General features: G+C 52.7%; 23 protein-coding genes. 7 read left to right on the top strand and 16 right to left on the bottom strand.

The window, feature by feature from the left end; translation table 11 throughout:
• Window positions 1-62 precede the first annotated feature (62 nt).
• On the top strand, window positions 63-1,754 hold the full coding sequence (dauA, locus tag NYE85_RS14545) for a C4-dicarboxylic acid transporter DauA (RefSeq protein WP_259005462.1): 1,692 nt from the start codon (window positions 63-65) through the stop codon (window positions 1,752-1,754).
• Window positions 1,755-1,808: 54 nt separating this feature from the next.
• On the opposite strand, the gene kdsA is transcribed toward dauA, so the two are convergent.
• Genes kdsA through hemA form a run of 6 tightly spaced genes read right to left on the bottom strand, consistent with a single transcriptional unit; the run spans window position 1,809 to window position 7,150 of the window.
• On the bottom strand, window positions 1,809-2,663 hold the full coding sequence (kdsA, locus tag NYE85_RS14540) for a 3-deoxy-8-phosphooctulonate synthase (RefSeq protein WP_259005461.1): 855 nt from the start codon (window positions 2,661-2,663) through the stop codon (window positions 1,809-1,811).
• Between the two features lie 33 nt (window positions 2,664-2,696).
• Complete coding sequence (gene sirB1 / locus NYE85_RS14535; protein WP_259005460.1) at window positions 2,697-3,506, bottom strand: invasion regulator SirB1; 810 nt, start codon at window positions 3,504-3,506, stop codon at window positions 2,697-2,699.
• Complete coding sequence (locus NYE85_RS14530; RefSeq protein WP_259005459.1) at window positions 3,503-3,901, bottom strand: SirB2 family protein; 399 nt, start codon at window positions 3,899-3,901, stop codon at window positions 3,503-3,505. Before NYE85_RS14530 ends, sirB1 begins: the two co-directional genes overlap by 4 nt.
• A 38-nt stretch (window positions 3,902-3,939) precedes the next feature.
• Window positions 3,940-4,770, bottom strand: a complete 831-nt coding sequence (gene prmC, locus NYE85_RS14525; RefSeq protein WP_259005458.1) for a peptide chain release factor N(5)-glutamine methyltransferase — start codon at window positions 4,768-4,770, stop codon at window positions 3,940-3,942.
• Window positions 4,770-5,855 (bottom strand): peptide chain release factor 1, encoded by a 1,086-nt coding sequence (gene prfA, locus NYE85_RS14520; protein WP_004962017.1) that lies wholly within the window; start codon window positions 5,853-5,855, stop codon window positions 4,770-4,772. The genes prmC and prfA overlap by 1 nt, the downstream gene beginning before the upstream one ends.
• 32 nt (window positions 5,856-5,887) lie before the next feature.
• On the bottom strand, window positions 5,888-7,150 hold the full coding sequence (gene hemA / locus NYE85_RS14515; protein ID WP_259005457.1) for a glutamyl-tRNA reductase: 1,263 nt from the start codon (window positions 7,148-7,150) through the stop codon (window positions 5,888-5,890).
• Window positions 7,151-7,548: 398 nt separating this feature from the next.
• Between hemA and lolB the strand changes: the two genes are divergently transcribed.
• From lolB to prs, 3 genes are all read left to right on the top strand, one after another.
• On the top strand, window positions 7,549-8,172 hold the full coding sequence (gene lolB, locus NYE85_RS14510; protein ID WP_259005456.1) for a lipoprotein insertase outer membrane protein LolB: 624 nt from the start codon (window positions 7,549-7,551) through the stop codon (window positions 8,170-8,172).
• A complete protein-coding gene (gene ispE, locus NYE85_RS14505) occupies window positions 8,169-9,035 on the top strand; it encodes a 4-(cytidine 5'-diphospho)-2-C-methyl-D-erythritol kinase (protein ID WP_259005455.1) in 867 nt (288 codons plus the stop codon). The genes lolB and ispE overlap by 4 nt, the downstream gene beginning before the upstream one ends.
• Window positions 9,036-9,207: 172 nt before the next feature.
• Complete coding sequence (prs, locus tag NYE85_RS14500; protein WP_039992027.1) at window positions 9,208-10,155, top strand: ribose-phosphate diphosphokinase; 948 nt, start codon at window positions 9,208-9,210, stop codon at window positions 10,153-10,155.
• Window positions 10,156-10,324: 169 nt separating this feature from the next.
• Here the strand turns inward: prs and ychH are convergent, their stop codons facing one another.
• Window positions 10,325-10,603, bottom strand: a complete 279-nt coding sequence (ychH, locus tag NYE85_RS14495; RefSeq protein ID WP_259005454.1) for a stress-induced protein YchH — start codon at window positions 10,601-10,603, stop codon at window positions 10,325-10,327.
• Window positions 10,604-10,915: 312 nt separating this feature from the next.
• Here ychH and pth point away from each other — a divergent pair, with 312 nt between their 5' ends.
• On the top strand, window positions 10,916-11,506 hold the full coding sequence (pth, locus tag NYE85_RS14490) for an aminoacyl-tRNA hydrolase (RefSeq protein WP_259005453.1): 591 nt from the start codon (window positions 10,916-10,918) through the stop codon (window positions 11,504-11,506).
• Window positions 11,507-11,639: 133 nt separating this feature from the next.
• Here the strand turns inward: pth and NYE85_RS14485 are convergent, their stop codons facing one another.
• Window positions 11,640-13,115: a SulP family inorganic anion transporter gene (locus tag NYE85_RS14485; protein ID WP_259005452.1), complete on the bottom strand. Its 1,476-nt coding sequence runs from the start codon at window positions 13,113-13,115 to the stop codon at window positions 11,640-11,642.
• Between the two features lie 374 nt (window positions 13,116-13,489).
• Here NYE85_RS14485 and ychF point away from each other — a divergent pair, with 374 nt between their 5' ends.
• Window positions 13,490-14,581, top strand: coding sequence for a redox-regulated ATPase YchF (gene ychF / locus NYE85_RS14480; protein ID WP_259005451.1), 1,092 nt, complete (start codon window positions 13,490-13,492; stop codon window positions 14,579-14,581).
• A 1,477-nt stretch (window positions 14,582-16,058) separates the two neighbouring features.
• Here ychF and NYE85_RS14475 read toward each other — a convergent pair.
• Window positions 16,059-16,355, bottom strand: a complete 297-nt coding sequence (locus NYE85_RS14475; RefSeq protein WP_259005450.1) for a hypothetical protein — start codon at window positions 16,353-16,355, stop codon at window positions 16,059-16,061.
• A 270-nt stretch (window positions 16,356-16,625) separates the two neighbouring features.
• Here NYE85_RS14475 and NYE85_RS14470 point away from each other — a divergent pair, with 270 nt between their 5' ends.
• A complete protein-coding gene (locus NYE85_RS14470) occupies window positions 16,626-17,534 on the top strand; it encodes a LysR substrate-binding domain-containing protein (RefSeq protein ID WP_259005449.1) in 909 nt (302 codons plus the stop codon).
• Between the two features lie 109 nt (window positions 17,535-17,643).
• Here NYE85_RS14470 and NYE85_RS14465 read toward each other — a convergent pair whose 3' ends face one another.
• From NYE85_RS14465 to NYE85_RS14435, 7 genes are all read right to left on the bottom strand, one after another.
• Window positions 17,644-17,988, bottom strand: a complete 345-nt coding sequence (locus NYE85_RS14465; protein WP_259005448.1) for a DUF6277 family protein — start codon at window positions 17,986-17,988, stop codon at window positions 17,644-17,646.
• Window positions 17,989-17,998: 10 nt separating this feature from the next.
• On the bottom strand, window positions 17,999-21,478 hold the full coding sequence (gene tssM, locus NYE85_RS14460) for a type VI secretion system membrane subunit TssM (RefSeq protein ID WP_259005447.1): 3,480 nt from the start codon (window positions 21,476-21,478) through the stop codon (window positions 17,999-18,001).
• A gap of 4 nt (window positions 21,479-21,482) precedes the next feature.
• Window positions 21,483-22,979: a type IVB secretion system protein IcmH/DotU gene (icmH, locus tag NYE85_RS14455; protein ID WP_259005446.1), complete on the bottom strand. Its 1,497-nt coding sequence runs from the start codon at window positions 22,977-22,979 to the stop codon at window positions 21,483-21,485.
• Complete coding sequence (gene tssK, locus NYE85_RS14450; protein WP_259005445.1) at window positions 22,976-24,331, bottom strand: type VI secretion system baseplate subunit TssK; 1,356 nt, start codon at window positions 24,329-24,331, stop codon at window positions 22,976-22,978. Before tssK ends, icmH begins: the two co-directional genes overlap by 4 nt.
• A gap of 22 nt (window positions 24,332-24,353) precedes the next feature.
• Window positions 24,354-24,833 carry a type VI secretion lipoprotein TssJ gene (locus tag NYE85_RS14445; protein ID WP_259005444.1) on the bottom strand — a complete coding sequence of 160 codons (480 nt, stop codon included), beginning with the start codon at window positions 24,831-24,833 and terminating at the stop codon, window positions 24,354-24,356.
• A 367-nt stretch (window positions 24,834-25,200) separates the two neighbouring features.
• The gene (locus tag NYE85_RS14440) at window positions 25,201-25,809 is read right to left on the bottom strand and encodes a DUF3540 domain-containing protein (RefSeq protein ID WP_259005443.1); all 609 of its coding nucleotides are present in this window, start codon (window positions 25,807-25,809) and stop codon (window positions 25,201-25,203) included.
• A complete protein-coding gene (locus tag NYE85_RS14435; protein ID WP_259005442.1) occupies window positions 25,802-26,956 on the bottom strand; it encodes a pentapeptide repeat-containing protein in 1,155 nt (384 codons plus the stop codon). The genes NYE85_RS14440 and NYE85_RS14435 overlap by 8 nt, the downstream gene beginning before the upstream one ends.
• Between the last annotated feature and the right edge of the window lie 3 nt (window positions 26,957-26,959).

Genomic DNA, 26,959 nt, shown 5'->3' with positions numbered 1-26,959 from the left:
TCGAGACGGACCTCATCTGGCCCGCCATTCCTTTCTTTTCTCAAAGTTGGTTTGCACCTTAGATGAAAACGCACCAAATTAACGGCATTCGGCCATTCAGCGCTCTGATTGACGCCTGTTGGCGAGAGCCTTATAGCTTGCAACGCCTGCTGAAAGACGCCGTTGCCGGTGTCACCGTTGGCATTATTGCCATCCCGCTGGCGATGGCATTGGCGATTGCCAGCGGCGTACCGCCACAGTACGGCCTGTATACCTCCGCCATCGCCGGGATCGTCATCGCCATCAGCGGTGGTTCACGTTACAGCGTGTCCGGCCCCACCGCCGCCTTCGTGGTGATCCTGTACCCGGTTTCGCAACAGTTTGGCCTGTCCGGTCTGCTGATCGCCACGCTGCTGTCGGGGATTTTTCTGGTCATGATGGGATTGGCACGTTTTGGTCGCTTGATTGAATATATTCCGTTGTCGGTCACGCTCGGTTTTACCTCCGGCATCGCCATCACCATTGCGACGCTGCAAATCAAAGATTTCTTCGGCCTGCATATCACTGAGCTGCCAGAGCATTACCTCGGTAAAATTTATGCTTTGCTACAGGCAATGCCGACGCTGGATATCGGCGACACGCTGATTGGCGTTCTGACACTGCTCACGCTGGTTTACTGGCCGAAACTTGGCCTGCGCGTGCCTGGCCATCTGCCGGCGCTGCTGATCGGCACTGCGGTGATGGCGTTGCTGAATGGGTTTGATCATCCGGTCGCCACCATCGGTTCTCGCTTTAGCTATTTGCTGGCGGACGGTAGCCAAGGTCACGGTATACCGCCAATTTTGCCGCAATTGGCGTTGCCCTGGCAGCTACCGGCAATCGACGGCAAACACATGGCATTGAACTGGCAGACCCTGACCGCCCTGCTGCCGGCAGCGTTTTCCATGGCCATGCTGGGTGCTATTGAATCCCTGCTTTGCGCAGTGGTACTGGATGGCATGACGGGCAAAAAGCACCACGCCAATAGCGAACTGATCGGCCAGGGCGCGGGCAATATCATCGCTCCCTTCTTTGGCGGCATCACCGCTACCGCCGCCATCGCGCGCTCGGCGGCTAACGTACGTGCCGGCGCCACATCGCCGGTTTCCGCCATCATCCACGCCCTGCTGGTGTTATTGGCACTGCTGGTGCTGGCACCCTGGCTGTCTTATCTGCCGCTGGCGGCCATGGCATCACTGTTATTACTGGTGGCCTGGAATATGAGCGAAGCGCATAAGGTGTTGTATCTACTGCGCCGTGCGCCAAAAGATGACGTTCTGGTCATGCTGCTGTGCATGTCGTTGACGGTACTGTTCGACATGGTGATCGCGATTACCGTCGGCATTGTATTGGCATCGTTGCTGTTTATGCGCCGTATCGCACGCATGACCAGGTTGAGTGAACTGAGCAGCGATAACCGGCGCTTGGTTCTGCGGGTCAACGGGCCACTATTTTTCGCTGCCGCCGAGCGCATCTTCGCCGACTTATTGACCTGCAGCGAACGCTATCAGGACATCGTCCTGCAATGGGATGCCGTACCGGTGCTGGATGCCGGCGGCTTAAATGCCCTGCAACGTTTCATCGATGCCCTGCCGCAAGGCAAACGGCTAATCGTCAGCGATATCCCTTTCCAACCGTTGAAAACGCTGGCACGAGCAGGTGTTCAACCAATCGCTGGCCGACTGCTGTTCTATTCGACACTGCCGGAAGCCCTGGCTGAGCTGGACGCGCAATAAAAAAAGCCCGACATCATGTCGGGCTCGCTTTAACCTGCCGGTGATTGACCGGACTCAGTTGCTGGTATCCAGCTCCGGGAAGCTCTTGACCAGATCGTCAATCGCTTTCATTTGCACCAGGAACGGCTCCAGTTTATCCAGCGGCAACGCTGACGGACCGTCACATTTGGCGCTGTTTGGCTCCGGGTGCGCTTCGATGAACAGACCGGCCAGACCAACCGCCATGCCGGCACGCGCCAATTCGGCAACCTGCGCACGACGGCCGCCGGAAGCGGCACCGAACGGATCGCGGGTTTGCAATGCGTGCGTAACGTCGAAAATCACCGGATGGCCACCGGTAACATTTTTCATCACGTTGATGCCCAACATGTCGACCACCAGATTGTCATAGCCAAAGTTGCTGCCACGATCGCACAAAATAACCCGATCGTTGCCGCCCTCCTTGAACTTATCAACGATGTTACCCATCTGGCCCGGGCTGACGAACTGCGGCTTTTTCACATTGATCACCGCACCGGTTTTGGCCATCGCTTCGACCAGATCGGTCTGACGCGCCAGGAACGCCGGCAATTGAATCACATCAACCACTTCAGAAACCGGCTGCGCTTGAGCAGACTCATGCACATCGGTGATGATCTTTACGCCGAAGGTTTGTTTGATCTCTTCGAAAATACGCATCCCTTCTTCCAAGCCCGGCCCGCGGTACGAATGGATTGAAGAGCGATTGGCTTTATCAAAAGAAGCTTTGAAAACGTAGGGAATGCCCAGTTTTTGCGTCACGGTGACGTAGTGTTCGCAAATGCTCATCGCCAAATCGCGTGATTCCAGCACGTTCATGCCGCCGAACAGCACAAACGGCAGATCGTTCGCTACCTTGATGTCGCCAATGCTAACCACTTTCTGTTTCATGCTTACGCCTTTGTTAGTGATAAATCGAAGAAATTAATGCAGCGTAACCTGTTTCGGTTCAATCGCGTGGATCTGTACCTTGATCACTTCGCTGACCGGGTCTTCAGGACACTGCTCGACAAAATAGTTCAGATCGGAAATGGCAATATGATTGCATTCCAACTGCGCATAAATCAGCCCGCGGTCGCGAATTTCGTATGGATCGTCGGGATCAAAGCACAGCACGGTTTCGCTGGCTCGCAGCGCCAGCTCCATCTGGTTTTCTTCCATCAGCGAGGCCTTTAGCGTATCGAGCATCTTGCGCACCACCATGACATTTTCCGACTCTTCCAGATCGTCATCTTCCAACTCTGCGCCCAGGCCGAGATTGCCTTTGATCCACACTTCCAGCATATGTTCGTTTAGCGTTTCACCATTGAGCGGATTGATCAGCCACATCTCTTCATCCATCCAGTCGGCTCGCAGAATTAGCTGGGTCGGGAAAATCACCGGCATCAGCGGCAAATTCAACTGGTGAGCAATATGCAAGAAAATAGTGCCGAGAGAGACTGGCGTACCCTGCCGGCCTTCCAGCACTTTATCCAGCCAGATAGCATCAGACAGGCGGTAAATGCCGCTTGCGCCGCCGAACCCCCAGGTTTTATAGAACAGCTCAATCAGTGCCTCCAATTGCTGTTCCTGGCTGATATCACTCGGCACCGCCGCCCGCGCTTCTGCGGTCAGTTGCTGCAACTGACGCGCCACGTCGGTTGTGGGGAAATCACGGCGTACCGCCTGCGATACCAGCATCACGCCTTCACTCAGTGGTGAGGTGTTAAATTCAAACTCGGCAATACTACTCATAAATATCCCATCAAAAACGGTATTTTCGTCGTGGCAAGTTTAATTATCAGGTAGAGACAACCCAGCGCCAGAACAAATGCCAACGTGCGCAGGTTCTGACTGCGGGTTTTCTTGCCCAATGCGACGTAGCCCAGCAGGATATAGATAATAACGCCAAACAGCTTCTCGGTCAGCCAAGAGTCCATACCCAGCAGTGGATAAAACTTGAACATCACTACCAGAGCGATCCCGCTGAGAAACAGTACCGTATCATTAATGTGCGGCGCGATCTTCACCCAGCGCTTGTGCATCATCGGCGAATGGCGCCAATGCCAGAAAAAACGCAGGATGAACAACGTAATACTGATAGCGACCGTCAGTAGATGCAAATGCTTTAATGCGGCGTATGCTGCCATACCGGTTCCCTTGCCTTGTCTGTGTCGTTATTTTTATGTCAAAGATATTGGCCGAGCGTCACGCGTAGATTGCCGCCATAATCGCGACAACTTTCTATCGCGTTGAAGCCGGCCGCCGCCAGCATGCCGCGCACGCTTTCGGCCTGTTGCCAACCATGTTCCAGCAGTAGCCAGCCTCGCGGCTGCAAATAGCGTGGAGCCTGCTGTACGATAGCGCGTAAATCTGCCAGGCCATGCTCCTGCGCCACCAGCGCACTGTCGGGTTCAAAGCGTACATCGCCCTGCGACAAATGCCCATCGGTAGCGTCAATGTATGGCGGGTTGCTGGCGATCAGATGAAAACGGCGGCCGGCAACCGGCGTAAACCAGTCGCCCTGATGAAATTGCACATTGCCAATCGCCAGCTTTTGCGCGTTATGCTGCGCCAGGGCGACCGCTGCCGGCTGTAAATCCACGCCGGTCACCGTACAATCCGCGCGTTCACTGGCCAGCGCCAAGGCAATTGCCCCGGTACCGGTCCCCAAGTCGAGGATCTCGCAGCGGTGTGTCGGTAGCCGCGCCAGCGCCTGTTCCACCAGGCATTCGGTATCAGGACGCGGGATCAGCGTAGCGGGAGATACCGACAGCGGCAATGACCAGAATTCGCGTTCGCCAATCAGATAGGCCACCGGCTCGCCGCGTTCACGGCGCGCCAGCAGCTGTTCCAGTTGGGCGCTTTCCTGCGGCGTCAGCAGGGTTTCGCCAAACGCCAGCAAAAAGGTTCTGGCACGACCGGTGACAAACCCCAGCAGGATTTCCGCATCCCGTTTGGCGCTGTCACTGTGCGTCAAACGCGCAGTCGCGGCCGTCAGCCAACAGCGATAATCCATTACTCTTGCTCGGCAGACAGCGCGGCCAGCTGATCGGCCTGGTACTCCTGCACGATCGGCTGGATAAGCATGTCCAGTTTCCCTTCCATCACTTCGTCCAGACGGTACAACGTCAGGTTGATGCGGTGATCGGTCACGCGCCCCTGCGGGAAGTTATAGGTACGGTTACGGTCAGAACGATCGCCACTGCCCAACAGATTGCGGCGGGTGGAGGCTTCCGCCTGCTGACGCTTGGCCATTTCTGCAGCGCGAATGCGTGCACCAAGCACCGACATCGCCTTGGCCTTGTTTTTATGCTGTGAGCGTTCGTCCTGGCATTCCACCACGATGCCGGTCGGCAAGTGGGTAATACGAATCGCCGAATCGGTGGTGTTGACGTGCTGGCCGCCCGCGCCAGAGGAACGGAAGGTGTCGATCTTCAAATCCCCCGCATTGATCTCGGGGAGCTCGGCCTCCGGCACTTCCGGCATCACCGCCACGGTACAGGCGGAAGTGTGAATACGGCCCTGCGACTCGGTTTCCGGTACCCGCTGTACGCGATGGCCGCCGGATTCGAATTTAAGCTGGCCATACACCCCGTCGCCGGATACCTTGGCGATCACTTCCTTGTAGCCGCCGTGCTCACCTTCGTTGGCGCTCATGACTTCTACCCGCCAGCGCCGCGCCTCGGCGTAGCGGCTGTACATGCGGAACAGATCGCCGGCAAAAATCGCAGCCTCATCGCCGCCGGTACCGGCACGCACTTCAAGGAAGCAGCTGCGCTCATCGTCCGGATCTTTCGGCAACAGCAGCAGCTGTAACTGCTGCTCCAGCGTTTCAGTGGTTTCTCTGGCCTGTTTTAGCTCTTCCTGCGCCATTTCGCGCATTTCCGGGTCGTCCAGCATCATCTCGGCGGTGGCAACATCGTCTTGCACCTGGCGCCACTCCAGGAAGCAACGGCTGACATCGGTCAGCTGCGCATATTCGCGCGACAACGCGCGGAACCGATCCTGATCGGCAATAACGCCGGCATCGCCGAGCAGCGCCTGAACTTCTTCATGGCGCTCTTGTAACGCTTCCAGTTTGGCAACAATAGAAGGCTTCATGCGTGGTTATAAACCCTGTTAATAAGAGAAAACTAGTGCTGATCCAGCCCGAGGCTGTCGCGTAATATTTGCAACCGCTCCACGTCGCCGTCGCCGGCTGCCTGCTGGAGGGATTTGGTAGGGGCATGAATAAGGCGGTTGGTCAACTTGTGGGCCAGTTCGTGAATAACCTGCTCCACGTTGGCCCCCTGGGCAATGGCCGCCAGCGCTTTGGCTTCCATATCGGCACGGATTTGATCGGCCTGGGAACGGTAGTCGCGAATGGTTTCCACCGCCCCCTGCGAACGCAGCCAGGCCATAAAGTTGGTGCTTTCCTGTTGAACGATGGTTTCTGCCTGTACCGCTGCCGCCTTACGCTGCGCCAGATTGTTCTGGATAATCGCCTGCAGGTCGTCAACGCTGTACAGATAGGCGTTGGCCAACTTGCCGACTTCCGGTTCGATATCGCGCGGAACAGCGATGTCCACCAGCAGCATAGGCTGATTGCGACGCGCCTTCAGCGCTCGCTCTACCATCCCTTTACCGATGATCGGCAGGGGACTGGCGGTAGAACTGATAATGATATCGGCATCCGCCAGACGTGCGTCGATCTCAGGCAGGGTGATCACCTCGGCACCGACTTCGTCCGCCAGCAGCTGGGCGCGCTCGCGGGTACGGTTGGCGATGATCATGTGTTTGACATTGTGCTCGCGCAGATGGCGCGCCACCAGCTCGATGGTCTCACCGGCGCCCACCAGCAGGACGTTCAGATCCGCCAGTGATTCGAAGATCTGGCGTGCCAGCGTACAGGCGGCAAAGGCCACCGAAACCGCACTGGCACCGATGTCGGTTTCGGTACGCACGCGTTTGGCGACGGAGAAGGATTTCTGGAACAGGCGCTCGAGTTCGCCCGACAGCGATTGGCCGCGTTGCGATTCGGCAAAGGCTTTTTTCACCTGGCCAAGGATCTGCGGTTCGCCCAGCACCAGCGAATCCAGACCGCTGGCAACGCGCATCAGATGGCTGACGGCGTCGTTGTCATGGTGCCAGTACAGGCTTTTGCTGACGTCTTCCGGCCGCAGCTTGTGGTATTCGCACAGCCAGGCGACCAGCTGTTCGTGAATGTGTTCCTGTTGTTCAACACTGAGATACAGCTCGGTGCGGTTACAGGTGGACAACACGACACCGCCCTGCACCAGCGGTTGCTGGAGCAAGCTGTTCAGCGCCTGATCGATTGACTCGGGGGAAAAGGTAACTTTTTCCCGCAAGGAAACCGGAGCGGTTTTGTGATTGATACCTAACGCCAGCAGGGTCATTGCTTCGAGTAATACTTATATTGGTACGGGTTCTCGTTGAACGGCATTCTACTTGATGCGCGGGATCAATAAAAGTAACAACCGCATCTTCCGTCCAATCACTGTTATAGACGTTATAAATTGAGCAAAAAGTTCAATAAATGGCTAATATCATGATTAGACGACGAAAATACCGCGATAGCTTAACAATCACGCCGCCCGTATCTAACAGTCTAGTGGGTTTACCAGCCAATTGGGCGCCGCGTGGCGATTATTGAGCATTTATCTGGGGAAGCTTCCCGCATCGTCAGCCAACCGAACTCCCACCCTCGCCTATTGACGCTACGCCATTCGCCCGCTAGCGTGGTGGCAGAATGGGTTGCATCACGTTAGCCCGCAAGGACAAAAGGACAAAAGTTATGCCAATCCGCAAAGTCAGTCTGCTCCGTCTGATACCCCTGGCCAGCCTGGTATTGGTGGCCTGTACCACCACCCGGCCGACCGGCCCGGCGACCAGTCCTACCTCGCCGCAATGGCGCGCCCATGAACAGGCGGTACAGCAGTTGAGTCAGTATCAGACCCGTGGTGCCTTTGCCTATATTTCCGATCGCAAGAAAGTCTACGCCCGTTTCTTCTGGCAACAATACTCACCCGAGCGTTACCGCCTGCTGCTGACCAATCCGCTGGGCAGTACCGAACTGGAACTGAACGTGCAGCAAAATGTGGTGCAACTGACGGACAATCAGGGCAAGCGCTACGTCAGCGATAACGCCGAAGAAATGATCCACAAACTGACCGGCATGTCGATCCCGCTGGATAACCTGCGCCAATGGATGCTCGGCCTGCCGGGAGAAGCCAGCGATTTTACGCTTGATGACCAGTATCGCCTGAGCAAGCTCAGCTACCAGCAAGGCGGCCAGCGTTGGAACGTCGACTATCAGGATTACAATAGCGACCTGAAGCCCCAGCTGCCAAGCCGTCTGGAACTGCAACAGGGCGAGCAGCGCATCAAGTTGAAGATGGATAACTGGACGCTCAAATGATTCACCCGTGGCCCTCTCCGGCAAAACTCAATCTGTTTTTATATATCACCGGCCGTCGCCCCGACGGCTATCATCAATTACAGACGCTGTTCCAGTTTCTCGATTACGGCGACAGCCTGACCATCGTGCCGCGCCAGGATCGGCAGATTCGTTTGCTGACGCCGGTCGACGGCGTGCCGGATGAACAGAATCTGATCGTGCGTGCGGCGCGTCTGCTGCAAGATTATTGCAGCGAACAGAAGATTGACAGCGCACCATGCGGCGCCGATATCAGCATCGACAAGGTATTGCCGATGGGTGGCGGGCTCGGCGGCGGCTCCTCCAACGCCGCCACGGTGCTGGTGGCGCTTAACAGCCTGTGGCAATGCGGCCTCAGCGATGAGCGTCTGGCGGCGCTGGGTCTGGCCCTGGGTGCCGATGTGCCGGTGTTCGTACGCGGTCACGCCGCCTTCGCCGAAGGCATCGGCGAGCGTTTGCTGCCGGCTGAACCACAGGAAAAATGGTATCTGGTGGCTCATCCGGGCGTCAGCATTGCCACACCGCTGATTTTTGGCGATGCAGAATTAAAAAGAAATACCCCGGTTCGCCCACTGGACGTACTATTACAGGCGCCGTACGCAAATGATTGCGAACCGATCGCAAGAAAACGTTTTCGCGAGGTTGAACAGCTTCTTTCATGGCTGTTACAATACGCGCCGTCACGCCTGACTGGCACCGGAGCCTGTGTGTTTGCCGAATTCGACACAGAGATCGCCGCCCGTCAGGTGTTAAGTCAAGCCCCGGAGTGGTTGCGTGGTTTTGTAGCGCGTGGCGTTAACGTCTCTCCACTACATCGTCGCCGTTCCGGGCAGTTTGAGTCGTAGCTCAACGTTTTGCTGCACAGGGTCAGCCACACCTGCCCCTGTCATCCCAGCGCCAGCTACGCCTCATTGAGTTTTACACACCCGTATGTATATTGCGTCGGCGTCGCCAATTGCCCCTTGGCGAAGGCCGAATGACAATATCTTCTCTGGACGCAAGCCTGAGGTTCTTCTCGTGCCTGATATGAAGCTTTTTGCTGGTAACGCCACCCCGGAACTAGCACAACGTATTGCCAACCGTTTGTACACCAGCCTTGGTGACGCCGCTGTAGGTCGTTTTAGCGACGGCGAAGTGAGCGTGCAAATCAACGAAAATGTACGCGGTGGTGATATTTTCATCATCCAGTCCACCTGTGCCCCCACCAACGACAACCTGATGGAACTGGTTGTTATGGTCGATGCCCTGCGTCGCGCCTCCGCAGGTCGTATCACTGCCGTTATCCCCTACTTCGGTTACGCTCGTCAGGATCGCCGCGTGCGTTCTGCGCGTGTTCCGATCACTGCCAAAGTTGTTGCCGATTTCCTCTCCAGCGTAGGGGTTGACCGCGTATTGACAGTGGATCTGCATGCTGAACAGATTCAAGGCTTCTTTGATGTCCCGGTAGATAACGTGTTCGGTAGCCCGATCCTGCTGGAAGACATGCTGCAACAGAACCTGGTAAACCCAATCGTGGTTTCGCCGGATATCGGTGGTGTAGTACGCGCCCGTGCTATTGCCAAACTGCTCAACGATACCGATATGGCTATCATCGACAAACGCCGCCCACGCGCCAACGTTTCTCAGGTGATGCATATTATTGGTGACGTCGCAGGCCGAGACTGTGTGCTGGTTGACGATATGATTGATACCGGTGGTACCTTGTGTAAAGCGGCTGAAGCGTTGAAAGAACGCGGTGCCAAGCGCGTATTTGCCTACGCGACGCACCCGATCTTCTCCGGTAATGCCGTGGACAACATCAAGAACTCGGTCATCGACGAAGTGATCGTCTGCGACACCATCCCGCTGTCGCCGGAAATCAAGGCACTGAAAAACGTCCGCACGCTTACGCTGTCCGGCATGCTGGCAGAAGCCATCCGCCGCATCAGCAACGAAGAATCAATTTCGGCGATGTTCGAACATTGATTCTTGGCTGGCACGCAACCCTCGCATGCCGGCATGGCGTTGACGCATTGCAGTAAAAGAAAAACCCGTTGAAGCGCAAGCGACAACGGGTTTTCTATTAATGACGGACATGGCTCACAACCTGATTACACGGCATGATTCCCTTGCCGAACAACCGCTTCCTTTTAGATTAATGTGAAGAGTGATGCTGATTACCGCGGCAGCGTTTATCAAAGTGCTTGACCCACCAGTAGCGATCCGCCACCTGCTCACGCCCGCCGACGCGTGCGCCAACCAGCCACAGCAGTGCGCCGACAAAGATGCTGAAGATTGCGCCGTGGGCAAAAAACTGCGGTAAATTCCAGCTTGATACTTCAGCCACAATGGAGTATCCAACCCCGCCGATCATGACTACCAGCCCCAGGCCCATCAGAACGTTGCTCATCAACTGTGCATTTTTACGTTTCATATGTCACCTCCTCCATGCCAGAAAACCAAACGGGAGTAACAGATAAATTGTTAACCCTCTTTGATAAGTAAAGTATAGACACTACGCTAGCAAGGGTATTGAGTTGACGATCACAAATGAGGAATTAAGTCTGACAATTCTTTACGTTATGGTAATTATTAGCGCTCAAATTGAATTGTTACGCTAATGTATTATTCACTATTGCAGGTAAATCAACTTGACGGGGACGACGGCAGCACGCGTTTTGTCATTCGGCACCTCGGAAGGTAGACTAATGCCCTTTCCATTATTCTGAGCATAGCGAATCACTCCGTGAGCAGTATCAAATTGATTGTTGGCCTGGCGAACCCAGGCACCGAATACGCCCAAACGCGCCACAATGCCGGGGCGTGGTATGTAGACCTGCTGGCACAGCGCCATAACCAACCGCTAAAGGAAGAAGGCAAATTCTTTGGTTATACCGCACGCCTGAATCTGGCAGGTCATGACGTTCGCCTGCTGGTACCTACCACCTTTATGAATCTCAGCGGCAAAGCGGTGGCGGCGATGGCGACCTTTTACCGTATCCAACCCGATGAAATTCTGGTGGCGCATGACGAACTGGATCTGCCGCCTGGCGTGGCCAAGCTGAAACTGGGTGGCAGCAACGGCGGGCATAACGGTCTGAAAGACATTCAAAGCAAAATGGCCAACAACCCCAACTTCTACCGCCTGCGCATCGGCATCGGCCACCCGGGCGATCGCAACAAAGTGGTGGGTTTCGTTCTGGGCAAGCCGCCTGCCAGCGAGCAGGCGCTGATTGATGACGCCATCGACGAATCGCTGCGCTGCACCGAACTGTTGTTGCAAGAAGGCATGACCAAAGCCATGAACCGCCTACACGCCTTCAAGGCCGGTGGCTGATTCCGCTCAATGGCGGTCCGCCATCCGGCGGGCAATGATGTGGCGTAGCGCAACGCCACAATACCGCCCCACTGCTGAAGTTGCGTGACCATTCCCGCGCCTGCGCTGGCGTAGTGGGCATGGTTCAAGCCGCTTAATCCGCAGCAACGCGGTAGGTCGGATCGTCCAGCTCATGCACGCAGAACGGCCCGGCCTGGCGCAGCAGGCTGACGCAATCTTCACTCAAATGGCGTAACCGCACCGTTTTGCCGGCCGCCAGGTAGCGCGCCGTCAACTTGTCAATGGCTTCAACCCCGCTGGAATCCATCACCCGCGTCTGGGCAAAATCCAATACGATAGATTGCGGATCGTTGTGTGGCTGGAACAGTTCGGCGAAGGCCGCCGCCGAACCAAAGAACAGCGGTCCTTCCAGAGAGTAGATAACCGTGTCGGATTCGGTTTTTTTATCACGGATGGTGATACGTGCATGTTGCCAGGCGAAGACCAGTGCCGAAATGATCACGCCACTGATTACCGCCACCGCCAAATCGGCGAAAACGGTAATCAAGGTAACGGTAAGCAGGATAAAGGCGTCTTCTTTTGGCATGCGCTTCAAACGGCGCAATGAGCTCCATTCAAAGGTATTGTAACAAACCACCAGCATGATACCCGCCAGCGCGGCGACGGGAATCACGCCAATATATGACGACAGGCTGACCACGAACAGAATCAGCAGCAACGCCCCCACCACGCCGGAAATACGCCCGCGGCCACCCGAAGTGAAGTTGATGATCGACTGGCCAATCATCGCGCAGCCGGCGAAGCAGCCAAACAGGCCGCAGATGGCATTGCCCGCGCCCTGAGCCAGGCTTTCGCGGTTGCCATTGCCCTTTTTGCCGCCCATTTCATCCAGCACCGTCATGGTCAGCAGCGATTCAATCAGACCAACCAGCGCAATGATCAGCGCATACGGCAGCACCACCTTGAGCATATCCAGGGTAAACGGCGCCATCGGCAGGCTGAAATGCGGCAGGCTGCCGGAAATGTCTGCCAGATCGCCCACGCGCAGCGTGTCGAGATTCAAACCGACGGCCAGCGCCGATACCACCAGCAATGCCGCCAGCGATGCCGGAATGGCCCGCGCCAAGCGCGGGAAAAACACCACCACCAGAATTGCCAGCAGCACCAGCCCGTACATCAATAGTCCATGGCCGGCGATCATGTGCAACTGCGCCAGCATGATGACAATCGCCAGCCCGTTGACAAAGCCATGGATTGCCGGCAGCGGCACCAGCCGGATGAATTTTCCCAACCGGAACAGGCCGATCAGGATTTGAATGATCCCGGCGAATATCGTCGCCCACAGCACATAATCCATGCCATGTTGCGCAGCAAGGCTCATCAGCACCACCACAATCGACCCCGCCGCGCCGGAAACCATGCCCGGCTTGCCGCCGAACAGCGCGGTGGTCAGGCCGATGATAAAGGCGGTATGCAGGCCGACAATCGGCGAAAGGCCGCCCACCAGCGAGAAGCCTACCGCTTCCGGGATCATCGATACCGCTACAACAAAACCGGCCAGAACCTCATTCTTGACGTCCGCCAGCCTGAAATTGCTCAGGTTAAACATAAATTTTCCAGATAGTCTGATTTTGATAACTAACGCGAATACCCACTTTGGGCAGCAGAAAACATCAACCCTGACGAGGCGTCAGTGATGTAATAGGCAATTTAGTTGGCGGGAACACTCAGGGTGGACTAGGCAAGAAATACATCCGACACGTTTCCTGTTGGTTAAATATAGCGACAAGTATGTTGAAATGTGAGCAGGATCTCAACACAAACCTTTGGTCGCCGAGTGTGCAACGCGCCGCCATTGGCGTGGCAGCACGGCGGGATCGAGATAAATGCGCATTACGTGTATAATGACGGCATTATTTTGCCCTTTATGCGGTCAGTTAAAGTTAACTGGCTGATAGTTAAGATATTTAAGGTGATAACAACATGGGATTCAAATGCGGTATCGTCGGCCTGCCAAACGTCGGCAAGTCCACCCTGTTCAACGCGTTGACCAAAGCGGGCATCGAAGCAGCCAACTTCCCGTTCTGCACCATTGAACCGAACACCGGTGTGGTGCCGATGCCCGATCCGCGTCTGGATCAACTGGCCGAGATCGTAAAACCACAGCGCATCTTGCCGACCACCATGGAATTCGTTGATATCGCGGGCCTGGTAAAGGGCGCATCCAAAGGGGAAGGCCTGGGTAACCAGTTCCTGACCAACATCCGCGAAACCGAAGCCATCGGTCACGTGGTACGCTGCTTCGAAAACGACAACATCATTCACGTCAACAACAAGGTCGATCCTGCCGAAGACATTGACGTTATCAATACCGAGCTGGCGCTGTCGGATCTCGATACCTGCGAACGTGCCATTCAGCGCGTGCAGAAGAAAGCCAAAGGCGGTGACAAAGACGCCAAAGCCGAACTGGCCGCACTGGAAAAATGCCTGCCGCATCTGGAAAACGCCGGCATGCTGCGCGCATTGGATCTGAGCGATGAAGACAAGGCGGCCATCCGTTACCTGAGCTTCCTGACGCTGAAACCGACCATGTACATCGCCAACGTCAACGAAGACGGCTTCGAAAACAACCCGTATCTCGACACCGTGCGCGCAATCGCCGCGGGCGAAGGTTCGGTGGTGGTGGCAGTATGCGCCGCCGTTGAGTCCGACATTGCCGAACTGGAAGACGAAGACCGCGACGAATTTATGGCCGAACTGGGCCTGGAAGAGCCGGGCCTGAACCGAGTAATCCGTGCCGGTTACCAGTTGCTGAACCTGCAAACCTACTTCACCGCCGGCGTGAAGGAAGTTCGCGCCTGGACTATCCCAGTTGGCGCAACCGCACCGCAGGCTGCCGGTAAAATCCATACCGATTTCGAAAAAGGCTTTATCCGCGCTCAGACCATCGCCTTTGACGACTTCATCACCTATAAAGGTGAGCAAGGTGCCAAAGAGGCCGGCAAAATGCGTTCAGAAGGCAAGGACTACGTGGTCAAAGACGGCGACGTGATGAACTTCCTGTTCAACGTCTAAATTATTTCTGTTATTGAATGAGGTTTCACTCAACCTCGTCGGGCAGAAAATTTTTATGAAACCCACGCAACAGCGTGGGTTTTTCATTTTCTGGTAATGCAATTTGAATCATGCTAACGCAGCTTTAGCTCATTGGCTCGCGTAATGAATGTTCATTTTATTTAGGTTGTATAGTAATAGCATAAGAAACGCATCATAAATCGTCATACTCACTAACCAAAAATCAGGACGGTTAACATCTCCATCCCGATATCCATCACCCCAAATCTGATTTATGTCATATGTATTTCTTACTACTGATAAATATCTAATGCCATATTTATTCCTATAGTAACCATAAGGCAATCAGGCCGCTGTTCTAACAAGTTCGCAAAGCATGGTATACGGTCATCTGCCATAACGGAGCGTGTATCTAAACTATTGCGGCTGACAATAGCGCTTTTTATTAGCGCAATCACGAACCTATAATTCCTGTCCCCCTTGAGTGGGACTGTCAGCCATAGTGTTCTGACACCTATTATCAGCTAATCCAGCCTAAGTGCACCGGTAATCCACCGTTCGAACAACCGTGACTTGTCATCAACGCTACTTCCATTCAGAATGCGTATTCGCCATGACGGCATGTTTTGCTGAATGAGGTAGAATTTTGGGGGCATGATCAATTAATACTCACAGCCAAAATCATCTGAACCTAGTTAATTACTCCATTTATATTATCGTCAAATGTTAACGATGGCGGAAATGAGTCAATAACCATGATTCACTTTATTCATCGACATATCCGGTATAAATTCATCTTGTCGCTGGACGGTTGTACAGAATCTAATCTCCTCTTAGCTGAATAACCGCTACCGACTTTTAATATAACCACCTACTCCTGGCCAAAATATAGGCCACCCCCACATTATCGCGTTATGCATTTGCCCCGGTACATATTGGGGCTTTTTTTTATAACAGCAAGTGGATTAAACCACCAAACAATGCTATCGCCAGAGGGATTAATCAGAGAAATATCACAACATACTAAAAGTTTACTTACGGTAAAATATTTGTTAATTAGTATAATTGCACTGGTTGCATAAATATTAAAATTGTAACATAAAATGGATGAAAAGATAAAATGCTGTTGATTTATTGCATGTGTATAATGGTTCTTTTAGCTATATCCACTTACTCTTTCTATCGTCATATTAAAATAATGGAGCTAAAAAAAAACCGAAGACATAACGAAGAAAAATAAACATTATGCTATCAGTAGGAAAAACTTGCTGCTTCCCTGCGTCGAAATAGTTAACAATGTAAAACTTTACGACATGAAAAGATGGTTCAGGAGAAGCAATCGTAAAATAATTCTTCGATGCCAAATTACTCTTGGCGTCAACCATGAATTTTTACAATCAGAGCAGGTATGATTTAAGGGCGGTTTACCCCGATTTAACGGGGTAGCAATAACAAAAACGGTGGACTTTATTCCATATCATTCCTTCATGGCAGGAAGCGTCTGCCCACTGAAGGCAAAGGCTGCGGTCAAACACTGTATCGCATTATTATAAGCAGCACTTTCGGAGGTTAACGCCAGCGCATTCTTATCCTCCGCATGGAAGATATTATGAATAGTAAAAATGTGACTGCCTTCAACACTTAAACCTGAATGTGTTGCGATGCTACAGATAACTCTAAAGGTGATAGACGTATTCTCAGTATCACGCATAAGTTCATTCCACTCATAATGAACTGTTTTGATTAACGTCTCCGGATTTTGTTTTAGGTTCATTGGATTTACCTGGTAGGTTGTTTAAAAAAAATTTATCTTAATCTGCCAACCAGCTCCATTGAAAACAAGTTAACTACTCTTTAATTATTTATTTCACGATCTTCACTGGCGGTTAAATAAAATATATCTATTGAATTAAACAAACCCATTGCACCCTTAACGTAAAACAGGTTTTTACCTAACAATAATTGCAGGCAACCTGTATTATCGATATGGCCTGTCAGTGGTGTTTTCTTGATGATTATTATTTACATTAGGGACTAACGTTATATGCCACGCACAGATCTGAACTTATTAATAATATTAGACTCGCTGCTGGAAGAGTGCAGCGTGAGCAAGGTTGCAAAAAAATTAAACGTTACGCCTCCGGCAATCAGCAAATCTCTCAATAAACTACGGGATTCATTTCAGGATCAATTGCTGGTACGTTCAGGATCCATGCTGATACTCACGCCATTGGCCACACAATTGAGACCACAAATTCGCAGTCTGATTAATAACATTGACTCGGTACTCAACCAAAATCTCTCTTTCGATATCAGTCGCACCACACTGACCTTCAGTATAGCCTCTAACGATCTGACCATCGCCATGTTGAATTCCGGCATGTTGCAAGAGCTGCAAAAGCAGGAGCAAAGCGTGGTGCTGGATTTCTCCTATGATCATGGTTCCGTGGATTTTCTACGCAAAGATAATATTGATCTCTATATCGGTGAGCCTAGACAGCTTAGCCCGGAAATAAAAATCAGGACTATCCACCGTGACCGTTGCATGCTAATCGCCAACAAAAAACATAAAATTTTCAGTCTGGCACCGATTCTCAGCAATCTTGCTAATTGCGATTTTATCAGCACTAAAGGACGGCTTAATGAAGACGTTGACGCCATGTTCAATGCTCATGGTTATCAGCGCAAGATTGTCGGCATAAGTCCCGGTTATCTCACCACGCTGGAAACCGTCCTGCGAACCGATACCCTAGCAGTTGTTCCCACCTTCTTCATGCAGGCCATTGGCAGCGCTCATATGGACGCCATCGCCTTTGAGCCAGAAAATGCCTTTCCTGAAGTTAACCTGATCCAGGCCTGGCATCCCCGCCACGACAACTCTCCTTCGCACAAATGGTTACGCGACTATACTAAAGACTTTCTCAGTAAAAAGATCGGCTCGGCCGCTTGCTGAAACTGTGGATGTGCCACGAGCAACATTGTGTGACGCTGGAAAGGAATTGGAAAGGTATGTCAGTGAGATTACGTACCGGCGTGAACACCGGTACGTTGGGGTCATTTGATTATTTCTTTTGCATATTGGTGAAAAAATCCATCGCTCCCTGAGGGAAACTCCCCCCCTGTTCCGACTCTTTTTCCCCGTTTCTAACCTGCATGTTGCTCTCCTGCTGGGATGTTTTCATCATGCTGCACTCCTGCTGAAAAGTTTTCATCATATCTCCCATGTCCAATGCTGCTTTCTCACTCATCTGCGACATCTGCGACATTATTTTTTCCATTTCCCCCGCGCCGTTCATATTCATCCCAGCGGCACCTGACATAAAGCTTTGTGTCAGAGACTGCTGGGTTGACTGACTCATTGCCGTCATATTCGTCAACATCTCAATTAATTTATTAGGGTCCAACATAGCTTCTCCATTATTTACTTTTTACATTTGGGCAAGAAAACTCATTGAGCGCCCGCGACCAAAGTGGAAAATCATTCATGGTTGAGCGCAATTCCACTTTGAATAGACCATTCATGGAAGAGATCCCCATCGTTAGCTCTTGGCGATCGCGATCGATAGAGATCGGGTTGCTCTTATCGTACAGATGGAATAGTGCCCAGGGCCCATTGAAACTGACTGATTCTATGCGACCATTCAAGTCCTTGAACGACAGGCGTACGTAAGCTCCACCATTTTGCCCAGGCCACTGAACGCTCACCGGTTGAGTGCTGCCATGGCTGTAGCGGAGCACTTGACCATCAATATCCAGTTCGGCCTCCATAATATTGGACGACAGCGTCAAAGGCCGCAGATACAGGGAAAAGGCCATGGTTTCACCGCCCTTGTTAAAGAAGGTATCGCCAATCAACATGGCGTTTTCAAATGCCCGCAACGTACTGGCGCTGAGCAACCCGCGGCTACCTTCACGTACTTGCAGCTTACCCGCCGTATTGTCTACGTAAGATGCCAAATGCTGATCAAAGTAGCTCCTGATGGCTCCCGAAGGACCAAACAGGCGAGAAAAGTCGCCTATCCCGACTTCATCCCGGGCGTTGCGGTTGAAGGGATAACGCCCGGAGACAACGTTGCGGCATACATTGGCAGTAAACGATGCAGCACCACTGTTCAAGTTGTGGCTACTCTGTTGCAAACTCTGCGTATTACCCACCTCCAGCAGATCCTGCATAATGCTGCGCACCGGTTCAGGCTGTTGCGCGGCGGCGATCTTCAAATTGTTAAGTGAATTCTGCGGTAACACCTCACCTGCACGCAGGGCAATAGCCAACGACGATAGCTGGTTGTACATTTCCTCGAAACGACGCGCCAGAGGGTCATTGTTAGCGGTCGGAGTTTGCATCAACTGTGCGCCAAGCCTACGGACCGCTTCGAAACGCTGCTCCAGCTCTTTTTCTGGTGTAATACGGAAATGGCTGCGTTCGCCGGAAATTTCGCCAAGAATGTCACGTCGGGTATTTTCCAGCTCAAGGCGGCGTTTATCTAACCAGCCGGAGACATTGCGGCGATCGGTATTGGTCAGGTTGGTCTGCCGGGTCACGAAACGCAACAGATTGGATAACGGCGAGGACGGATCTGAAAATTGCCGCGCCAACAGGGCTGCATCGTCCAGACTGGCAATTGGGCGTACCCGGATGTCCTTCAGGAACTTTTCCCAATGATCGGCATACTCCAATAAATACAACTTGCGCACTTCATCAGTAAGCTTCTGTCGGAATTCCAGCGCCTTGAGCCTATCCGCTTGGCCGTTGCCGTCCCGCAACACCCAGGCTTCTTCCTGAATCATGTTATCCACTGCACCATCAAGCTGCGGTTTAAACACATCATGGTAACTGGCCAGCGTATAAAATGCCGGTACCGCCATATCGGTAACTACCGCCTGCCCTTTGCGGCGTAGCATCAGCGAGGCGTTAGCCCCCGCGGCGCTGGCTAGCGAAACGTTGTCAATGCCCGAAGTCAGACGACTTTGCAAACCACGTAGCACTCGCATGTGGATCGGTATCGCCATTGCTTTCAGTCGTGCCAGACGAATCAGTTCAGGTTGTAGCTTGGTCACCGGTGCCTGAGATTGCAGAGACTCAGAGAAAATCGTGCGCAGGTGCAGCATAAAAATGCGCTTATCCGCATCCGAATATCCCTGCGGCGCAAAGCTGCTCCAACGCGAAGAAAACCAGTTTTCCAATTCCTGGGCAGAACGATGCTCAGGTTTCCCCAGCATCAAATAGATTTTCAGCGTGTTGTACACGTCATCATTATTCGCGGTAATATCCCGTCCCAGCTCTTCATACACATAGCGTTCCATCGCCGGCCAGAAAAACTTGAATAAATGGCGATGATAGGTCTGTTGCGCCTCTTTGTTGATCAGACCATGCTCGAAATAGGGATTGATCAAGGGGGAAGGATTGCTACTCAGCTGAGCAGACATATATCCCAACTGTTCATAAGCCGAAATCAAATCATCGCTAACTCGATTGGTCGCTGGGATTTCGCGCACCATACGTTTGGTTTCGTCAAAACTGGCGGTCATATAGGCGATGTACTCCTCCTCCCATAGATAACGGGTCGCCATCAGATTGACGGAGAAGGCCAGCAAAGCACACACCGCGACATAGCGTAACGTCAAACTCACTCGGTTGCGTAACGGCATGGCTCGCGCACTGAGCACACCGCGCTCCAGGATCGCATTGTCTAGCATCGGAGCATACAGATGCCCAGAGGGTCGCATATCCCATTCCCCCCCCCATTGCGCGCGCTGCAATACCTGAGTGCTGCCCAGCCAAACCTGACGAATTTGTCCGGCGTAGCCCACCGGCAGTTGGGGGAAAACCTGCTCAAGCAGGTTGAACAGCGGTTTGCGCAAATTGCCTACCGACTCGGTGAAAAACAGCAGTTGCTGCCGCTGTTCTGCCGAATGGGCGTTATGCAGCAGCTCTTGCGCATGATCACTGATACGCGCAGCCATACGGGTATATTCAGTGTCGCTGCGACCATAATCCACCTGGCCATCTGCGGAAAAAATCAGGGTAAAACCAATGCCCTGGGAAAGAACTTCATCACTGATCTCCGCCAGGAAAGTTTCACCTCCTGGCAGGGAATCGATATTGTTCAATGCCAGATACACCGCCACATCGTTGCGGAAAAAACCGGCAGTTTCCAACATGCGGGCGCACAGCGCATCCGCCATGGATTTACGCTCTGTCAACGCCGTATGCAGTAACCATGCAGCATCCAGGCAAAGAATCACGCCATCCACGCCTGGGTGGCGGCGATGGCGTCTAATCAATGAATAGAGTACTCCCTGCGCTTTATTCGCTTCTTCGCTCAAACCGTGTATCTGGGTCCACTCTCCAGCTGTATCAATATAAACCGCCTTGTCGGTCAGCCACCAATTACAGTCGCGCGTAGATCCCACATCGACGGTATGTTTAAAACCGTATTGCTCCGACAATAGAAATCGTTTGCCGCTTTCATTAATCAGCGAAGTTTTACCGCACCCGGCCGGCCCCATGATTAAAAACCAGGGCTTGTCATTAAGATAATTACTGCTCAATCGGTAACAGAAACGCCGCCATGTGCTTTTCTGCTCGGCAATGCCGATATATTTCAAGGTACGGATGGCATCATAAAATCGTGAGGAGACACGATCTCGTGCACAACTGCGCTTTAACGTGCTCTTTGGCGCTCTGATTTGGCTAGCTAGCCAACCGAGACAGGCGGCAACCCAGGGCCATAGAGCCCAGACGAGGATGACGGCAATGAGCACGGCACGCACCCAGATAGCGGCTATTGGTCGTAATGAACCGATCGAAACCAGAGGCCCTACCCACCAGATCACCAGTGAAAGGATCACCGCCAGTAATAGAATAAAAGTTCTGCGAATCATAGAAATGTACATCCCGTCAACGAGAGGCTCCTGCGTTATGGTTATTCAGTAACGCAGGCGTCTGATTGTCTTCCTGCCGTCTGCTACCGTCATGGGTTTCACCGCGTTCGCCGACTTTCCAAAGGATGTCCACTCGACGGTTTTTGCGCCGCCCCTCCTCGGTGTCATTGCTCGCCAAAGGTTCGCTATCCCCCTTGCCCACCGCCACGATATTGCGTTGATATTTGCTGTTGACCATGGAGCCTTCCCGCAGTTTGTCCGCGACCATATCAGCACGCTCCTGGGACAGACGCAGATTGGGATCCTTCACTTTGCTGCTACGGAAAGGCTGCGCATCGGTATGTCCGATCACTTCCAGATCGCCTGGCCATCCCGATAGCGCTTCGCCCAAACGTTCAATATTGCGCTTTTTGACAAATTCGGGAGAAAGCACGGATTTCCCGGTACGAAACGCGCCATCGGAGGTAAACAGCAACAGCCAGCCACGCGGATCTTCCCGTACTTCGAGCCAGCCTTCGTTCAGAATCTGCGGTAGCGGCTGCGGAAGGGTTTCCATAATATTGATCTTGCGTGGCATCGGCGGTTCCCAAGCCATGATGGCGTTGCGTATATCCCGTGACTTATCGTGCAAATAAAAGGAGATACCGCCATAGGCGATCAGGCACAACAGCACGCCCATGGATAGCAAACGCGTCGGACTAAAACGGTGACGTTTGCACACCACAGCGTTCACTTTGATTTCATTGAGTGCCTGCGTCGTGCCACGCTCATAAAGCAGACTATTCAGACGCATAAACAGGTCAGCCAGCAAAATTTCGCCGCGTTCCAGGATGTGATATTTTCCCTTGAAGCCCAACGATAAAATCAGATGGTAAAGCCCAAGAATTTCACGGTATTGATGCGGATCCAGCAGATAACGCTCCAGATCGTCGAAGCTTTTCTCCCCCCCCCAGGAATCCCGATGAAATTCAATCAGCAGGTTCAGTGGCGTTATGCCATTGTCCCGCAGTTCGGCGAGTACCCCGTCGATAAAGGTGCACAGCAGGTAAGACATACTGCGTACATCCTCCGGCAGGATCTGCTGTTTAAGCATGACTTGCCTAAAATTCTGTAGTTCGCGGACCAGCTGCGCGCGTAGCGCAAAGTTGTCCACGCCGCGCTGACCACGGACGCGCTCGACGATCAACAATACCGGCATCGCTGCCGCGATGCAGACGTTGTTCCAACTGCCGGACAACACGCCAACGCGACCCGGTGCGATTGCTTTTTCGGCTACCGTGGCTGGCGAAGTGAAATAAGCGTCTCCGCCCGCCGCCAAGGCTCTGGAATGAAACTCCGCCGAGTGTGGCTCGGGCGCCGTTGATTCTCCATCTCGCCGCACGCCGACGGCGAATGCTGCCATGCTTCCAATGCCCGCCTGGCCAAGCGGAGAGTTCAGCAAGCTGCTCACCTGATGCAGGCCAGCGCGCGAATTTGACATAGCCTCACGGATTTTCTCGCTAAATTCGTTCATCGCCCTCTCCCTGGACGCAGCCCCCAAACGTCAAAACGCAAGGATGGGAAATCTCCCACTACGCTTAACGCCATCGCCGCACCGGACATCATTTCCTGATAGAGAGGATCGGCAGGATCCACCTCGAAGTAGATGCTGTCGGGATAATAAGGAATATGACGCGGCGGTGCTCCCAACGCGCTGATCCGCACACCGGGCAACTGAAAGTCGATCAGTTGAGCCATCTTTTCCACCGGCCCAAGTTTGATCTGACCAGGGAATTCGCTGCGCAGTACTTCTGCAGGAATGTCCGCGCTGACGGCGAAGATCAGTCGATCGAGGCGCAACTGGGCATCGTTCTGACACAGGTATAGATTCTTGCCATTACTTTTAAACGGCAACGCGACGGCTGGCGACTCAATCACCAGCGACAGCGCACGGCGCAGCGCAGCAAACAGCTGGAAAAAACCCTGCCCCGGTCGTTCATGGTTGTAATGCAGTTCGGGACGAGCCTGTACCGCTTCGCCGCCAGGAATGATGCATAAACGCCCTAATAATCCCAGCAACGTCTGAAACAGTGCTTCCGGATGCACATTCGGCCTACTAAGCAAATGCGTCAGCAATAGATGATATTCCCCCAGCAGCTGCAACAACATCAGCTCCAGCACTTCATTCATGCCACCACCGGCATAATGAGCATCCGGCAGGCGTACCGCCGCCAGCCGCTGGGAGATCAATCCCAACAACTCCGTTGTAGCGTCATGAAGCCAGCCCGTAGCGCGAAAATCCAGCATCGCCGGCAGCACCTTACCATCCAGCACCAGTCCCCCTTCTGGTCTTCGCTCACCTATAGTCGCTATAGGCAGTATCGCCTCCAGGCTGCTGCTGCTCTCTTGCAGGCATAAACGCGTCTGCAGATGCCCCAACTGTAATAACGCATTGCGCGGGTTGCCTTCGGTTCCCGGCAGCAGATTTCGGTCCTGTACCTGCGTTTCCACCGCTCGATAGCGGCTGCCCCTGCTTTGACGGGTCAGGTCGATATACGGATTACCAGGCATATCGAGCGCAACGGCCAGACACACCACTTTGTTCTGGTGGTGATCCTGCAATTCCAGCGGCATAGGCAAAGGATCACGCCCTGGCATCTCGAACGGCGTGCCATCAGGAAAAACGCCTTTGGCACGGCGGATAGCCAACTTCCCCTGAGACAATAAGTCGTTATCTATTTCCAACTCACTCAGTCCCCAAATATAGGCACCGAGATTTTTTATCTTGGTATGGATTAAATTTTCCACAAATCTTTCCTGCTGTTGGAAATGCTGAGGTTCCATCAGCATTCCTTCAACCCAGGCGACACGTTGCGTTGGCAGCATATTACATCCCACATTATTTTATTTATAAAACAGTCAACGACGTATTCTCTGCATTAATATCCATTTTAAAATCGCTTCCTGGTTCAACTACCTTTTCAATCAGTGAATACTCTCCAATACCTCGTCGAAACTCGGCACCTACTACAATCCAACGGCTGAATTTCCCTGCCACCTCAACGCTGGTCCGATAAGTCTTATTCTGCCCCGGCGCTAAAATATAAACTTCGTAATTAATGATATCGGCAGAATTAGAAAGATCGCTGCATATTCTCCCTTCATACAACCTTGGCGGCAGCCAGCCGGCGCGGCGAGTTTCGATGACGCATATCTTCACCGGCTGAGAAGATTGATATTTATCAGGATTAACCTGCCAAGCAGTGGAAAGCCCTACCTCAATAATCTGAGACCGATTTCGGCTTTCACTGGAAATAAAACTACTGCAACCGATCTGGGAAAATAACAATAAAACCAGCAACCCCCTCTTTATGCTAACAGCTAACATGAACCGTATACTGACTTGGCGCGCACTGCACGCAGGCGGTATTGCAGGTATTCGACATGCCGGCACAGCCCAGATAAGAAGCGCCACTACCCCTCACGATCAACTTGCTCGATGCCATCATATGCATGCCTTTCCCCGAGTTGGTGCCAGAGCACACCCCTACACCTGCGCCGTACGTACTGGTGGTATAATATTGAGTTGATAACGTCTGAACGAAACCACCACAAATCATAAAATTAGGTACATTAACCGTTCCGTTGCTATTAGACATATTATTGGAACTGACAACAATGATAGGCCCTAGGCAAAGCACGTCACAACTTGAAATACTACACCCTGAAGCATTGGTATTAACTGGTGGCATTATTTACCCCATATGAATTTGACTGCCATCAACCTTAACCACAGCGCTACCGCTTACTGAGGTTAATCGTCCCTTTAGTGCCAGCATATCCTCCGCCTGAAAACTGATATTTTTAGCCTCAACGTCTTCATTGTGTTTTATTTTACGATAAGCATCATCAGCCTGCACAAACCAGCGTTTCGCCACCTGATTCATCTGCTCCGAAATCCATTTGGCCATTTTTGATCTCAACGATATTTTCTCTGCATATATATCCAAATGATGTCCCCCATTCAATGTCAGGCCAGCCGCTTGAATATGTAATTCACTTTCCCCGCTATTAATTATCAGGGGACCACTTTGTTTACGGGATAATATATCGGTGACGAACAGTTTTTTCTGATCGACGATAGCCCTGATCCGATCCCCTTCCTGTGGTTTTAGCAGGCAACTGGTTGCTACCTGCAAGTCATAAGCCGCATAAGAGGCTAAATAAAGGCAACCATGCACATCCAGTCTGACATCTGCTATCACCTGAGTTCCCGATGGCAGGCGGCAATCCATCGCATAGTCATCTTTAACCGCCAGAGTGCGCTGCATTGGCGGCATTTCTGCCTGCATAATCCTAGACATATCGACTCCCTCCATTTAACGGTTTTCCAGGCGACCACGGGGACGCCTCCGGCAAACCTGGTTGATTACGTTGATACCAGGCATCGATTTTTGTCAGCAGCGGCTCTGTTGGCTCGCTTTTCGCCACCGGGCCTCTAGCTCCATGCATACGCATCTTGTCGCCGCCGCTAATCGCCTTAAATGACGTGTCCCGTATCTCTGCCGCGCGCAGATCCGCCCCGGTAAAATCGCTGCCATCAACCCGGCACTGCGCCAATAATGCGCCATTGAAATACGCATTACGCATACAGGCACCCGAAAGATCGCAGTCGGTGAAGCTGGCATCTTGCGCTTGGCAAAATGTTAGATTGGCGCTATTCAAGCGGCAGCGGTTTAACTGTCCTCGGGTAAACACCGCCTGCGCCAGGTTACAGTCACTCATATCGCAAACCGACAGGTGCGATCCCAGAAAACTGGCCCCCTGCAACGGCATTTTCGCCAAATTGACCTGTGACAAGGTGCAATCGTTCCAAACCTGATGACTGCCGATCGTGCCCTGATAATCGACCGCGTTCAGCGTACAACCACTCATAGCCTGCCGCCGAACGCATCCCCCCAGCCACCGGCTCATCTGCAATTGACTGTTAAACCAACCGGCATCGCTAAACTCGCTGTTGCGTATTTCCAACTGGCTGAATGATGATTCGCTCGCCGACCAGCGAGCCAGACTGACGTCATGAATCAGCAAGCTTTCAACCTGGTGCTGATTAAAGCTGATACCCTCGATCAGGCTGTTTCCCCAGGTGATCTGCTGCTGCTTCCCTTCATGGAATAGGCATTGATTCACCAGACAGTCCACGGCAACGAGCCGTTGAACATCACAACCGATGAGCTTCAATTCGCTGATATTACAAGCGACCAGGCGTATATTGTCCATTACACAACGTTCAAAATGTAATGTCCTGAAATGACATCCCTCAAAGGTGACGTTACTGAAACGGCAATCCACGTAACGGTGCACCGTTTTCTGCTCACCTCGCAGAAACAGGTTGTCGTAATGGCGTTTTTCTCGCTGCGCCGGTGCCTCAGGGATCTCGAACTCATCCAGGTCAAGCGACGTTCCCATGGCTAGCTGAGCGAGTGCGGCCCCCTGCTTTTTTTTATTCATAGT

The organism is Serratia sp. AKBS12 (genome assembly GCF_024793895.1).
Classification (GTDB): domain Bacteria; phylum Pseudomonadota; class Gammaproteobacteria; order Enterobacterales; family Enterobacteriaceae; genus Serratia_F.
Note: the sequence above shows the minus strand (reverse complement) of the source record. Positions and strands in the feature narration are given on the sequence as shown.